Origin of the sequence: Marinobacter sp. F4218 (genome assembly GCF_019443085.1) — a bacterium.
Lineage (GTDB): Bacteria > Pseudomonadota > Gammaproteobacteria > Pseudomonadales > Oleiphilaceae > Marinobacter > Marinobacter albus.
This window is the reverse complement of record NZ_JAHZIL010000003.1, coordinates 583,044-595,812: the sequence shown is the minus strand read 5'-3', so window position 1 is coordinate 595,812 and position 12,769 is coordinate 583,044. Positions and strand designations below refer to the sequence as shown.

14 protein-coding genes are annotated in these 12,769 nt (G+C 58.2%); 8 read left to right on the top strand and 6 right to left on the bottom strand.

Features of this window, described 5'->3' with window-relative positions; translation table 11 throughout:
- Window positions 1-63: 63 nt before the first annotated feature.
- Window positions 64-426 (top strand): DUF4870 family protein, encoded by a 363-nt coding sequence (locus K0B93_RS06615; protein ID WP_219866452.1) that lies wholly within the window; start codon window positions 64-66, stop codon window positions 424-426.
- Between the two features lie 280 nt (window positions 427-706).
- On the opposite strand, the gene K0B93_RS06610 is transcribed toward K0B93_RS06615, so the two are convergent.
- Together K0B93_RS06610 and K0B93_RS06605 are read right to left on the bottom strand one after the other, a co-directional pair.
- Window positions 707-1,000, bottom strand: a complete 294-nt coding sequence (locus tag K0B93_RS06610) for a DUF6316 family protein (protein ID WP_219866451.1) — start codon at window positions 998-1,000, stop codon at window positions 707-709.
- Window positions 1,001-1,163: 163 nt separating this feature from the next.
- Complete coding sequence (locus tag K0B93_RS06605; RefSeq protein WP_416383196.1) at window positions 1,164-2,471, bottom strand: MFS transporter; 1,308 nt, start codon at window positions 2,469-2,471, stop codon at window positions 1,164-1,166.
- A 200-nt stretch (window positions 2,472-2,671) separates the two neighbouring features.
- Between K0B93_RS06605 and K0B93_RS06600 the strand changes: the two genes are divergently transcribed.
- A complete protein-coding gene (locus K0B93_RS06600; protein ID WP_219866449.1) occupies window positions 2,672-3,511 on the top strand; it encodes a 23S rRNA (adenine(2030)-N(6))-methyltransferase RlmJ in 840 nt (279 codons plus the stop codon).
- 83 nt (window positions 3,512-3,594) lie between these two features.
- Here the strand turns inward: K0B93_RS06600 and dctP are convergent, their stop codons facing one another.
- Window positions 3,595-4,692: a TRAP transporter substrate-binding protein DctP gene (gene dctP, locus K0B93_RS06595; RefSeq protein WP_219866448.1), complete on the bottom strand. Its 1,098-nt coding sequence runs from the start codon at window positions 4,690-4,692 to the stop codon at window positions 3,595-3,597.
- Between the two features lie 93 nt (window positions 4,693-4,785).
- On the opposite strand from dctP, the gene K0B93_RS06590 reads away from it, so the two are divergent.
- Entirely contained in the window at window positions 4,786-5,694 is a 909-nt protein-coding gene (locus K0B93_RS06590; RefSeq protein ID WP_219866447.1) for a DMT family transporter, read from the top strand.
- Complete coding sequence (locus K0B93_RS06585; protein WP_219866446.1) at window positions 5,684-5,962, top strand: GIY-YIG nuclease family protein; 279 nt, start codon at window positions 5,684-5,686, stop codon at window positions 5,960-5,962. The genes K0B93_RS06590 and K0B93_RS06585 overlap by 11 nt, the downstream gene beginning before the upstream one ends.
- On the opposite strand, the gene K0B93_RS06580 is transcribed toward K0B93_RS06585, so the two are convergent.
- Entirely contained in the window at window positions 5,940-6,833 is an 894-nt protein-coding gene (locus K0B93_RS06580; protein WP_219866445.1) for an alpha/beta hydrolase, read from the bottom strand. The genes K0B93_RS06585 and K0B93_RS06580 overlap by 23 nt on opposite strands.
- Window positions 6,834-6,912: 79 nt before the next feature.
- Here K0B93_RS06580 and K0B93_RS06575 point away from each other — a divergent pair, with 79 nt between their 5' ends.
- Entirely contained in the window at window positions 6,913-7,944 is a 1,032-nt protein-coding gene (locus tag K0B93_RS06575) for an alpha/beta hydrolase (protein ID WP_219866444.1), read from the top strand.
- Window positions 7,945-7,963: 19 nt separating this feature from the next.
- Window positions 7,964-8,620 carry an OmpA family protein gene (locus tag K0B93_RS06570; RefSeq protein ID WP_218635100.1) on the top strand — a complete coding sequence of 219 codons (657 nt, stop codon included), beginning with the start codon at window positions 7,964-7,966 and terminating at the stop codon, window positions 8,618-8,620.
- A 93-nt stretch (window positions 8,621-8,713) separates the two neighbouring features.
- Here K0B93_RS06570 and K0B93_RS06565 read toward each other — a convergent pair whose 3' ends face one another.
- Complete coding sequence (locus K0B93_RS06565) at window positions 8,714-8,998, bottom strand: hypothetical protein (protein ID WP_219866443.1); 285 nt, start codon at window positions 8,996-8,998, stop codon at window positions 8,714-8,716.
- 242 nt (window positions 8,999-9,240) lie between these two features.
- Window positions 9,241-10,470, bottom strand: coding sequence for a phosphoglycerate dehydrogenase (serA, locus tag K0B93_RS06560; RefSeq protein ID WP_219866442.1), 1,230 nt, complete (start codon window positions 10,468-10,470; stop codon window positions 9,241-9,243).
- Between the two features lie 193 nt (window positions 10,471-10,663).
- Here serA and K0B93_RS06555 point away from each other — a divergent pair, with 193 nt between their 5' ends.
- Together K0B93_RS06555 and K0B93_RS06550 are read left to right on the top strand one after the other, a co-directional pair.
- Window positions 10,664-12,067 carry an FAD-binding oxidoreductase gene (locus K0B93_RS06555; protein ID WP_219866441.1) on the top strand — a complete coding sequence of 468 codons (1,404 nt, stop codon included), beginning with the start codon at window positions 10,664-10,666 and terminating at the stop codon, window positions 12,065-12,067.
- Entirely contained in the window at window positions 12,067-12,744 is a 678-nt protein-coding gene (locus tag K0B93_RS06550; protein ID WP_219866440.1) for an SIR2 family NAD-dependent protein deacylase, read from the top strand. The genes K0B93_RS06555 and K0B93_RS06550 overlap by 1 nt, the downstream gene beginning before the upstream one ends.
- Window positions 12,745-12,769 lie beyond the last annotated feature (25 nt).

Below are 12,769 nucleotides of genomic sequence, written 5' to 3'. Positions count from 1 at the left end.
GGAAGTTTCGGTGTCTGCGGGCTGTGGTAGACTCCAGAAAGAAACCCCGAAGGAGAGTACGTTTTGGCAGAACAGGAACATATCCCCGCTGATCCCGACCCGATCGCACGTCGTTCAGACCCGGCGCGCAATCTGGCGGTTGTGGTCTATATCCTTCAGGCCCTGTCATTCTTTGTTGGCGGCATCACCGGTCTGGTGGGCGTGATCATCAATTACGTCAAGATGGATGACGTCCGCAATACCTGGATCGAGCGCCATTTCCAGTGGCAGATTCGCACCTTCTGGATCGGTCTGCTGTGGACAGTTATCGGTATCGTGACAGCGCCGCTGATCATTGGCTGGTTCATCCTGCTCGGGATCTCTATCTGGATCATTTACCGGATTGTCAAAGGCGCACTCGCGCTGAACGAGGGAAAACCCGTCTGATGTTCCAGACGACCGGGCGGTTCGACACCGTGGAAGTGGAGTTTGCACCGTCCCTGCTGTCTTTGCTGATATCCGAGCCGGGTCTTCAGGCCCGACTGAACACCGAATCACAAAGCCGTATTCACGGCCCTTTCTTTATTTTTCCTGTATCAGAGGGTGCTCACATAACTGAGAGCGGCCAGACTGAGCAGGAAAAAGCACAGGGCGAAGGTCACCCTGGCTCGGCGGTGGGGTGGGAACAGACTTTCACGGTAGCTCATGTTCAGACTCCGGTGGCCAATCATGGAGTTGCTACTGCCAGCGAGTGCCAGAAGATCCTGGCCTCGACGCACAGCCCGCAGTTGGTCTTGGAACACTGATCTGCATCGTGTAGGTGCACGGCCTTCAAAGCGCCGGGCGTTCGTTTGTTCAGGCCTTTGTAGGCTTTGATGTGGCAACTAAGAGCGTCGGAAGCCTCTTTTGACGTCGCGAAAGGACCCAGATCCGCCTGTTCGCGGGTCAGGGCATACCAGCCATACAAGGTGTGCATGAGCCGGTTCTGATGTGTGCTGGGTATTGCGGTGTCTGTTCTCATGTCTCTGCCTCTGTTTACAACGACTACGCAGTAGAACGACACTTCCTTGTTGTTATCTTCCCGCTGGTCTGGTCCGTGATTGTGGATACCGCTCACCACGGACAATGCCCCAAAATGGTTCCTCGGGCATTGCTTTTTGTGACGCAGCTCTCAGACGGACGGGTCAATCTGACGTCACTTCCCGGAGCCTAAGGGCACTTAACAAGCCCGCGAACCCCATCAAACCCAGAACAAGAATCACGGCCACCTCCGACACTGTGGACACCAGTGCAGTGAGGCCACCGGTTATCAGCAGTAGAAAACCGATCACCGTATTACTAACTGCAGTGTAGTCGGTTCTTTTGTTGCCGCCAGCCATATCGACCAGGTAGGTTTTCCGCCCCAGACGGACGCCAGCGTGGGCGATGCTCAGGATAAAGAAAGCGGCCGGATAAAACCAAACACTGCCCATATCCGTGCCCACGAACAGGGCGGTAATGCCAACGGCGAGGCATACGCCGCTGGCCATGGCGGCTCCTCGGATCATCACCTGGCGACTGGATTTGTCGGCCATCCAGCCCCAGAAACTGGCGCTGACGGAACTTGCCAGACTGCTGGCAAGCAGGAAAATGCCCAGCATCCACCCGGCGTCTGCCTCTTTCTGGGCCAGAACCACAAAGTACGGGGACGCAAGGGCAGAGCACAGCAGCAAGGCTCGGGTAATCACGAAGTGGCGAAACGGGGCATCGTCCTGCATAAGCGAGAGGCTTTTCAGGGCGTCGGAGAGGGCGTTGCCGCCACCACCGGTTTCTCCCGCATATTCCTGGACGCCAGCGAACAGGAACCCCGCAATGATCCAGAAACCGGCGGCAAGCAGCAGCAGGGCGGTGTAAAAGGCGATGCTGGGGTCGCCACGATCCCAGAACAGCAACACTGTCATGAGTACCGTTGCCGTTCCACCCAGGGTGGTGGCAAGTCCGGACAATCGGCCCCGGCGGGTCTTGGGAATGCATTTTCCCTGAACGTCCTTCATCGCCACGGAGCAGAAGCCTCTGGCGAGCGAGAACGCGATCAGTGCCGCGATTATGCCACCGCCCGCGGCATAGCCCTCCAGAAACCAGACACTGGCGGCCATGGCAATGACACTGACGGCCTGACCGAAGCTACCGAGGGTCCAGAACCACTTACGTACCGCTTTTCGCCGGACCCAGGCGCCAATCACCATCTGTGGTACCAGGGAGCCTGCTTCGCGAATGGGGACCAGCCAGGCCACGAGAGCTGGAGCGCCAACAGTGCTCATTAGCCACGCCAGTACAGTTTTCGGGCTGATCAGCAGGTCTCCGAGTTTGGTCAGAACGTTGCTGGCCAGAATCAGGAAGAAATTGCGCGGGACTTCACGGCAGGCTTCCTCGGGTATGTCCTTGCAGACGCGAGCATCTTCCTCGTTGGCAATGAGGCTGTAGAGCTGATCGATGTGATCTCTGTTCTGCATGGGCAAACCGGCGTCCTCGGAGCGAGTGTATGGCAAGGATACCAGCTAACCACGATATCCCTGAACCCGGGATCTACGCAGGGGGCAACCGGTCAGACCAGCCAATCACGGAACACTGCAGCAACCGCCGGAGGCGCCGCTTGCTTGCCTGATGATTTTCCTTGATGCCTAATGGGCCTCCGTACTTAGGGAGCCGATCCATGCTGAGTTATCTCCACGCCTTCCATGCCGGAAACTTCGCCGATGTTCAGAAACACGCAGCCCTGACGCTGGCCATTGCAATGATGCAGGCCAAGCCGTCGGGTATTGCCTTTTTGGATACCCACGCCGGCAGCGCGATTTACGATCTCGAGAGTGAGCGGGCCCGGAAGACGGCTGAGGCCGATCACGGCGTCCAGAGAGTCTGGACTGCCCGGGCCCGACTGCAATCGCCGGACTGGCAAACGGTGCTGGATACGTTGTCAGCGAACAACCCGGGGACCGGCCGGCTGAAACATTATCCCGGTTCGCCGGCGTGGTTTCGCCGCTTTCTCCGCCCCGGAGACTCGCTGGCGGCCTTTGAGCTTCACCCCACCGAAGGCAATCACCTGGAAGACTGGGCATCGGAGCAGGGGGTCAGGGTGGTCCGTTCGGATGGTCTTACCGGTTTGCTGAAGCAGCTTCCGCCCCAGCAGCCGCGATTGCTTGTGCTGATTGATCCTTCCTATGAAATCAAGTCCGATTACGCCAATGTGGCGGCAACATTGGCAAAGGCATGGCAGAAGTGCCGGCATGGCGTCTTTCTTATCTGGTATCCGATTCTCACCAGTGGACTCCAGCAGGGCTTGATAGACGCGGTCCGGCAGAGTGGGATTCGAAAGGTCCTGCGTAGCGAAGTGCGCCTTGAGCACCCGCCGGAACGGGGCATGACCGGTTCGGGCATGCTGGTCGTGAACCCACCCTGGGGATTCGATGACCGCCTGGCAAGTATGCTGGGGGAGGTCGAGGGAGCCGACCTGCTGGACATCAGACACCAGTTGGATTGGCTGGTGCCTGAGTAGAGCGAAGTATCAACCCGTTGTGGTAGTTATCGCAAACGAACCCTGATGCAGGTGTCCTGGCTGATGAAGGCGTTGGCTTTGTCTCAGCCCCCGTTCTCGGTCGGTGATGTCTGCGCTCGGCTCTCAAGCGTTTCAACCAGCTGGCGAATCCGCTTGAGAATTTCACTCCCGCGTTCGCCGGTTGCGTCCATGTAGTCCTGATGCACCGGCTTGCTGGCTTCTGCAAACGCCGCGCGTTCGGACTCGGTGAGCCGAACCACCTTGATATCGCCGGCTTCGAGCATGCTCTCCAGACGGGTCTGATTAAGTTCTTCCTGGGTTTTCCAGGACACCTCGGCGACTTCGGCCAGAGCGCTATCGAGCCACTGCTGCTGCTTGGCAGGTAACGCCTTGTACCAGTCTCCGTTGGTGACCAAGGAGGAAATGAACTGGGCAGGGCGGGCATCCGTCAGGGTGCTCTGTACTTCGTAGAAGTTCATCTCCTCGATCGCAAAAATCGGGTTGGTCTGGGCGTCAATCTGGCGCAGTTGCAGGTCGCTGTATACCTGGGAATAAGGCGTCTGGCTCGGCTTGGCGCCATAGGCACGGTAAGTTGCTGCCGCCATGTCCGAGGTCATGGTCCGGATTCGCAGGCCCTCGAAATCCGCCGGCGTACGTAGAGGCTTGTTGGCGGTCCACGCCATCCACCCTTCCGGTACAAAAGCCAGCAGTTTCAGGTTCCGACTGGCGTAGGGCGTTTCGAACATCGCCATGAGTTCAGGGCTGGCCAGGAGCTGGCGGTTCACTTCCCCGTCATCGGACAACAGATAGTGCAGGGTGAATACACCCACCTCGGGAATCTGGTCGGCCAAGTGCCCCGGGGAGGCAAAAGCGAGATTCACCGAACCATTTTTGGCGAGTTCTGTCAGCTGAGCCGAGGTCCCCAGAGAACCATACGGAAAGATATCCAGCAGGATTTTGCCGTCAGACAGTTCCTCAATACTCTCCTTTAGCGCTTCCGCATAGGCGTGTTGTACACTGCCCTCGATTTCTTCCAGGGCAAAGCGCCAGGTGACGGGGTATTCCGGTGGTTCGGCTTCCGGCGATACGCTGCCTGCCGACGTGGGTTCACTTTCGGAACAGCCGGCCATGAGTGCGAACAGGATTGCCAGAAAGGAAAACCTGAGGCTGGTGGTGCGCATTTCCCGTTCTCCAGAGCCGGGGTGAATGGTGAATTGCCGCTAAGTTAACACATTTGGGCAGGCGGGTTCCTGCTCTCAATCGTCGGAGGGAGTATGAAAAACCAGAAGCAGGCGATGCTGTTCGGCCTCGCGACGGTCCTGCTTTGGTCTACGGTTGCCACGGCGTTCAAACTGGCGTTGCGGGAGTTGTCGCCGGTCGAGATGCTCTTGATTGCGTGTATTTCCTCGGTGTTGGTGATTGGCGGTGTGCTGGTGGTCCAGGGCCGCTGGCATCAGGTGTTTGAGCTTAACCGTCGACAATACCTGCAATCGTTCGGCATGGGGCTGATTAACCCCTGCCTGTATTACTTCGTTCTGTTCGGTGCCTTCGACCGATTGCCGGCGCAAGAGGCGCAGCCGCTCAATTATACCTGGGCCCTGGTGCTGGCCTACCTGTCAGTGCCCTTCCTTGGGCAACGATTACGGAGGCTGGATATCCTGGCCGGTCTCGTGTGTTACGGCGGTGTTGTGGTCATTGCCACCCGGGGCGCAGTGACCTCGCTGAGCTTCTCCGACCCGCTGGGCGTGGCCCTCGCCATTGGCAGTACCCTGATCTGGGCGTCCTACTGGATCCTGGCTACCCGCGACACCCGGGATCCGGTGGTTGGCCTGTTCCTGAATTTCTTGTTTGGACTGCCCGTCATCGCCCTGATCTGTGGGGTGACGGAAGGCTTTGCCGTACCATCCGCCGGCTCTCTGGCCGCAGCGGTCTACGTGGGTGCGTTTGAGATGGGCGTGGCGTTTGTGCTTTGGTCCTACGCTATGAAGAAGGCAGAGAACACCTCGAAGATCAGCAATCTGATTTTCATCTCGCCGTTCCTTTCCCTGGTGTTTATTTACTTTATTCTCGGAGAGCAGATCCTGCCTTCCACCTACGTCGGGCTGGTGTTGATTGTCGCCGGGCTCTGGTTGCAGCAGAAAAAAGTGCGAAATCGTGAGCAGGCGCTGGCCCATGGCTCCTGAATGGTTTGTTTATATGGTCAGGACCGCGAAAGGTTCGCTGTATACCGGCATCTCCACCGACGTACACCGACGATTTGCCGAACATCAGGCGGGTGCGCCCAGGGGCGCAAGGAGCCTGAGGGGCAAGGGGCCGCTGGAGCTGGTGTTTCATTCGCCAGCGGGGGACCGAAGCCGGGCGTCGCGCCTTGAATGGCACATCAAGCGGTGGCCGCGCGCGCAAAAAGAGGCGTTGGCACGTGGTGAACTCAGGCTGCCAGATGACGTTTGATGTGGGCGCCTGCGTCCTCAAGCGCCTCGGTGGCCCGGTCCAATTGCCCGCTGTGAACCTGGAACACGTGCCAGAGACTGTTGAAGACTTCGAGTGTGGTCGGGACGTTGTCCCTCTGTGCGACAGCGGCAAGTCGCTGGGCATCGTTGAGCAGGATTTCTTCACTGCCGACCTGGATCAGCAGTGGTGGCAGGTCGGTCAGATCACCGAACACCGGCGAAATAAGCGGGTTGGTGAGCGTTTCGCCGGCGCTGTAGGATTGCGCGGATTTCTCGGTCCAACGGGCCTGAAGCACCGGCTCGCATTCCGGTGAATAGAGTTGTTGCTGGCTGAGGTCTACCCAGGGCGAGAAAACCGTGAGCGACGACGGCAGGGGCAAATGCCGGTCGCGGAGCCGCATGGCCAGGGCAACGCTCAGGCCGCCTCCTGCTGAATCTCCGGCCACGGCAATCTGTTCCGGCTTGTAGCCCTGTTCGAGCAGCGTCGTGTAGACTGCTTCAGCGTCATCAAGCGCCGCGGGGAAAGGATGTTCCGGCGCCAGCCGATAATCCGGGGTGATGATCTGGCAACCCGTGGATTTTGCGAGGTGCCCGGTAAGCCCGCGGTGGGTACTGGAAGAACCAATAATGTAGCCGCCGCCATGCAGGTACAGCACCACGCCGCGGGTGTCCGGGCCGAAGCTGCTGCGGGTGACCGGGATGCCGGCGATGGCGTCCTGTTCGAAGCGGCAGCCGCGTGGAGGTTTGGACGTGCGATAAGCCTGCCGAACCAGGGAACGCTGGAGCCTGACCGGGACTGCAGGATGAAGCATGGGACGAACCAGGTGCTTCATGGTTTGGCGAAGACCGGCCTCGAGAAGGTGTTGAAGCATCTGTGTTCTACCCCCGCTATGCGTTAGGATTGCAGATCAAATAGCTTATTAATCAATCATGACAGGCGTTTAACTCTACGTGTACTGGAAAACAGATACCATAGAAATTCCGGATTGGGACAGGCATTCACTGTTGGATCGACTGGAAGCGTTCGATCCCGCCGCGCCAAGAGAGCTCCGCGATGAAATGGTAGCCTATTGCCGTTTTTATGGTCTGGACCTGTGGGTGGAGCACCCGGAAGTGAGCTACCACCAGGGGTATGTGGAGGCGAGTCGCCATCAGGTCATGGTTCATTACTACCGGTTACCCGAGTCATCCAGCCAGCGGGGAACGGTTTTCATCCTGCATGGCTATTTTGACCATGTCGGGTTGTATAGCCAACTCATTGACCGGTGCCTCGGGGCGGGGTTTGATGTCCTGGCCTACGATCAGCCGGGCCATGGTTTGTCCAGTGGTACGCCCGCGGCCATCGGCAGTTTCATCGAGTACCAGGGGGTGCTGTCGGATGTTATGGCCCGCGTCAGGGGCAAGGTTCGGGGTCCCTGGTTCGCGGTTGGTCAAAGCACCGGTGGGGCGATCCTGATCGATTACCTGTTGTCTAACCACCACTCCCAGGAGACGTCGGCGTTCCGCCGGGTGGTTTTGCTGGCGCCCCTGATACGCCCGGTGGGCTGGCTCGGCGCAAAGGTGCTGCACAGCATGGTCAAGCCCTTTATCACCCGTTGGCGCAGGGTTTTTTCGGCGAACAGCGGCGATTCCCGTTTCCTGCGGTTTCTGCGAGAGCATGATCCGTTGCAGGCACGGGCCGTACACGTGGACTGGGTCAGCGCATTGCGCAGTTGGGTGCCCCACATCGAATCGGCGCGCCCGGTGGACTTTCCGGTCACAGTGGTTCAGGGCGAAAAGGACCTGACTGTGGACTGGGAGCACAATCTGAGAATTCTTCGTAACAAATTTTCCTCAGTTGAGGAACTGAGAATCCCTGACGGTCGTCATCATTTAGTGAACGAAGCTCAGGATTTGCAGGCGACGGTATTCAATACCATCATTGACACGTTTTCGAACGAAGCGGTGCAAACTGTTGGGAACGGCCCAGCGGGCCGTGAATAAATAAACACAGGAGAATGCTGTGAAAAAGACGATTCTTGCTTTCGCGGTTGCGACCGTAGGTCTTGGCGGTTGTATGACCTATGATCCGTACACCGGTGAAGAAAAAACCTCCAGCGCTACCAAGGGCAGTATCATTGGCGCGCTGGGTGGTGCGGCTATTGGTGCAGCAACTTCGAGTAAAAGTGACCGGGGCAAGGGTGCCCTCATTGGTGCAGCCGGTGGTGCCGCAATTGGCGGTGGTATCGGTTACTACATGGACAAGCAGGAAGCGGAACTGCGCCGCAAGCTGGAAGGTTCCGGCGTGCGTGTGGTTCGAAATGGCGATGAGATCGAGCTGATCATGCCTGGCAACATCACCTTTGACCTGAACCAGTCGTCCATCAAGCCTTCTTTCACTGACACCCTGGATTCGGTGTCTCTGGTTCTGAAGGAATTCGACAAGACCATCATCCAGATCGAAGGTCACACAGACAGCTCAGGCTCCCAGAGCTACAACCAGTTGCTGAGTGAGCGTCGTGCCAGTTCGGTTCGGGATTTCCTGCTGAATCGCGGCATTGAGCCCAAGCGCACCCGGGCCGTTGGCTACGGTGAACGTTACCCGATCGCATCCAACGACAACGCCGCTGGGCGCGAGCAGAACCGTCGTGTGGAGCTGACCCTGGTTCCGATGCAGTAAGAAAGCCAAGCCAGATATATCAAAGCGCGGCAACCCTGGTTGCCGCGCTTTTTTTGTTTTCTGCGGGTGTCCGGTTTACCGGGTGGCCTCTGCTCAGTTGGTGTTGCTGGGCAACCATTCGTCGATACGCCGCTTCAGGTTGTCCAATTGATCTTCCCCCGAATCCCTGAGCTCGCCAAGTCTTGCCCGGGCGGTTTCAATCTGGTCCTCAAGGGATTGGATCTTCTCTGAAAATTCCCTCTGGATCTCGGCTTCTGCCTTGTCATCTTCGGCCTTCGCCATCTTGGCCTCGGCTTCTGCCCTTACCTGGTCGATCTGCTTGCTCCACCGTTCGGTCTGGGTTTGCAGTTTGGTCAAAAGGGATTCTCTAACGGACATGGATGCGCTCCTGTCTTGAGATGAATGGACTGGTTATATCCAGTTCCTACTCTTAAACATGGCCGGTATCCCTTCTTTCTCAAGGCCAGATCATGAGATTCTTATTAAATCCCGGAAATAAAAAGGCCTTTGGCCTCTTCTGCTTGGACTTGATCAGGTTTGGCCGCGAATGTTTACCGTCAAAAAAAAGCCCGGGTCTATGCCCGGGCTTCGATGGTACTGGCGAATCTGGAACGACAGGCTCAGAACAGGACGCGGCAGCGGATTGTGCCCTTAACGTGGAGCAGCTTTTCCAGCGCCAGTTCACCGTATTCCTTGTCAACGTCAACCACCACGTAACCAATGTCTTCCTTGGTTTGCAGGTACTGGCCGCAGACGTTGATCTCGTTCTCGGAGAAAACCTGGTTGATCTCGGACATGACGCCCGGCACGTTCTCGTGAATGTGCAGCAGACGGTGCTGGTTCGGATGAGACGGCAACGCCACTTCCGGGAAATTGACCGAGGACACGGAGGTGCCGTTGTCGCTGTACATGGCCAGCTTCTCGGCCACTTCGCGGCCGATGTTTTCCTGGGCTTCGATGGTGGATCCACCCACGTGCGGGGTCAGGATCACGTTGTCGAATTCGCGCAGCGGCGAGACAAATTCTTCGGTGTTCGACTTGGGCTCAACCGGGAATACGTCGATGGCTCCGCCCAGAAGCTTGCCGCTTCGCAGCGCGTCAGCCAGCGCGTCGATGTCCACCACGGTACCGCGAGAGGCGTTCATCAGGATGGATCCCGGCTTCATCTGTGCGAACTGTTCCGCCTTGAACATATACTTGGTAGACGGCGTTTCCGGCACATGCAGGCTCACCACGTCAGCTATGTTGAGCAGTTCCTGCAGGGTGCCCACCTGGGTGGCGTTGCCGATCGACAGCTTGGAAACCACGTCGTAGAAGTAGACGTCCATGCCCAGGCCTTCCGCGAGGACGCTGAACTGGGTTCCGATGTTGCCGTAGCCGATGATGCCCAGTTTCTTGCCACGAATCTCGTAGCTGTCCTTGGCGGACTTCAGCCACTCGCCGCGATGGGCCTTGGCATTTTTCTCCGGCACGCCGCGCAGCAGCAGGATGGCCTGTGCCAGCACCAGTTCGGCCACGCTTCGGGTGTTGGAGAAAGGCGCGTTGAACACGGCAATACCCCGACGGGTCGCCGCCTGCAGGTCGACCTGGTTGGTGCCGATGCAGAAACATCCCACAGCCACCAGCTTGTTGGCGGCCTCAAATACTTTCTCGGTCAGCTGGGTGCGCGAGCGAATACCGACGAAGTGCGCATCGGCAATCTTCTCAATCAGGTCTTCCTCGGCCAGCGAGTGAGTCAGATACTCGATGTTGGTGTAGCCTGCAGCGTTCAGGGTATCAATGGCAGATTGATGCACGCCTTCCAGCAGCAGGATCCGGATTTTGCTCTTTTCGAGAGACGTATTTGACATGGGCTTGCTTCCGAACCTTTCGTCACGTGAAATGACCCGTGGCCAGTGATCGTCAGGGCTGGCTCACAGAACAGGGGCGGTATGATACCATAAACGCAGAATTTCACAGCGCGCCGGTTTGCCTGAATCAACTGTCTTGAAAGCCGCCGGTTTTCGGGCCTCCGGACCAACCTTTTACGAGACTTACGCATTCATGAATTCCGAACAGATCATTGCTTCCCTGAACGACCTGGTTGCCTCCGGTGACAACCCCGGAAAGGTGCTGACGGACCCCGCTGATCTTGAGAACTATGGCAAGGACTGGACCAGGATCTATCCACCCAAGCCGCTGGCGATTGTTCTGCCCAAGACCACGGAGCAGGTTCAGGCCCTGGTGCAGTTCGCCAACCAGAACCAGGTGGCACTGGTGCCTTCGGGCGGTCGTACCGGCCTGAGTGCCGGCGCGGTTGCGGCCAACGGTGAGGTGGTGGTCGCGTTCGATAACATGAATCAGATCCTCGACTTCAATGCCAGCGATCGAACCGTTCGTTGTCAGGCCGGTGTGGTCACGGAGCAGCTCCAGAATTTTGCCGAGGAGAACGGCCTCTATTACCCGGTCGATTTTGCGTCAGCGGGGTCAAGCCAATTGGGTGGAAATCTGTCCACCAATGCCGGTGGTATCAAGGTGATTCGCTACGGCATGAGCCGTGACTGGGTGGCAGGTCTGAAGGTGGTCACCGGAAAGGGTGATGTTCTCGATCTCAACAAGGATCTGGCCAAGAACAATACCGGCTACGATCTGCGTCATCTGTTCATCGGTGCGGAAGGAACCCTGGGCTTTATCACCGAGGCCACCATGAAGCTCTCCCGCAAACCCGACAACCTCACGGTGCTGGTGCTGGGATTGAACGACCTGACCAACACCATGGATGTGCTCCAGACATTCCAGAAGCAGATAGACCTGACCGCCTACGAGTTCTTCTCGCACCAGGCCATGGGGCATGTCCTGGCTCACGGTCAGGTCCAGGCACCGTTCGAGACCGAGGCGCCGTACTATGCGCTTCTGGAGTTTGAAGCGGTTTCCGATCAGGTCATGGACGATGCCATGTCCCTGTTCGAGCAATGCGTGGAGAATGGCTGGGTGCTCGACGGCGTCATCAGCCAGAGTGAAACCCAGGCCCAGAACCTTTGGCAGTTGCGGGAACGGATTTCGGAGTCCATTGCACCCCGCACGCCCTACAAGAACGATATCTCCGTGGTGGTTTCCAAGGTGCCCGGATTCCTCGAGGAAATCGACGCGGTGGTGACCGAACACTACCCGGATTTCGAGATCATCTGGTTCGGCCATATTGGCGATGGCAACCTGCACCTGAATATTCTCAAACCTGAAGACATGGCCAAGGAAGACTTCTTCGAGAAGTGTCAGCAGGTCAACAAGTGGGTATTCGAGATTGTTGAGCGCTACCAGGGCAGTGTTTCGGCCGAGCACGGCGTAGGCATGACCAAGAAGCCTTATCTGCAATACACGCGCAGCGAGTCGGAAATCGCCTACCTGAAAGGCATCAAGCAGGTGTTTGACCCTGCGGGCATCATGAATCCGGGGAAAATTTTCGACTGATGCGGGACCATATTGTCGTACTCACCGGCGCTGGTATCAGCGCTGAAAGCGGACTCTCCACCTTCCGTGATAACGGCGGCCTGTGGGAGGAGCACAGTGTGTACGACGTGGCCACGCCCGAGGCGTTCGCCCGCAATCAGGAACTGGTGCTGCGGTTCTACAATGACCGGCGGCGCCAGCTGGAATCCGCGCAGCCCAATCAGGCCCACCGCCTGCTGGCGGAGCTGGAATCCCGGTACCGGGTGACAGTGGTCACCCAGAACGTCGATGACCTGCATGAGCGTGGCGGCTCCAGTCAGGTTATTCATCTCCACGGTGAACTCACCAAGGCCCGCAGTTCCCGGCATCCCGAACTGGTGTATGACATTGGCTATCGGGATATCCGGCCGGGAGAAACGTGCGAGCGGGGTGCCCAGCTGCGCCCGCACATTGTCTGGTTTGGCGAGGAGGTGCCGATGCTGGACACGGCCGCCGATGTGGTGCGTACCGCAGACCATCTGCTGATCGTCGGCACGTCGCTGCAGGTCTACCCGGCGGCCGGCCTGGTGTACGAAGTGGATCGGGACGTGCCCATTACGGTGGTGGATCCCGGCGCGCCCGCCTCGGTGTCCCGGGCCCGGTTCATTCGCAAGGGGGCCTGTGAAGGCGTTGCCGAGTGGGTCGCCGGTCTGCGCTGAACCGGAGACTTGGCCAGCCAGCGCT

Excerpts from the sequence above, each read along its gene's own strand:
- K0B93_RS06590 (WP_219866447.1), top strand. The coding sequence starts at position 4,786 with ATGAAAAACCAGAAGCAGGCGATGCTGTTCGGCCTCGCGACGGTCCTG.
- K0B93_RS06580 (WP_219866445.1), bottom strand. The coding sequence starts at position 6,833 with ATGCTTCAACACCTTCTCGAGGCCGGTCTTCGCCAAACCATGAAGCAC.
- K0B93_RS06585 (WP_219866446.1), top strand. The coding sequence starts at position 5,684 with ATGGCTCCTGAATGGTTTGTTTATATGGTCAGGACCGCGAAAGGTTCG.
- serA (WP_219866442.1), bottom strand. The coding sequence starts at position 10,470 with ATGTCAAATACGTCTCTCGAAAAGAGCAAAATCCGGATCCTGCTGCTG.
- dctP (WP_219866448.1), bottom strand. The coding sequence starts at position 4,692 with ATGCGCACCACCAGCCTCAGGTTTTCCTTTCTGGCAATCCTGTTCGCA.
- K0B93_RS06600 (WP_219866449.1), top strand. The coding sequence starts at position 2,672 with ATGCTGAGTTATCTCCACGCCTTCCATGCCGGAAACTTCGCCGATGTT.
- K0B93_RS06610 (WP_219866451.1), bottom strand. The coding sequence starts at position 1,000 with ATGAGAACAGACACCGCAATACCCAGCACACATCAGAACCGGCTCATG.
- K0B93_RS06605 (WP_416383196.1), bottom strand. The coding sequence starts at position 2,471 with ATGCAGAACAGAGATCACATCGATCAGCTCTACAGCCTCATTGCCAAC.
- K0B93_RS06555 (WP_219866441.1), top strand. The coding sequence starts at position 10,664 with ATGAATTCCGAACAGATCATTGCTTCCCTGAACGACCTGGTTGCCTCC.
- K0B93_RS06550 (WP_219866440.1), top strand. The coding sequence starts at position 12,067 with ATGCGGGACCATATTGTCGTACTCACCGGCGCTGGTATCAGCGCTGAA.
- K0B93_RS06565 (WP_219866443.1), bottom strand. The coding sequence starts at position 8,998 with ATGTCCGTTAGAGAATCCCTTTTGACCAAACTGCAAACCCAGACCGAA.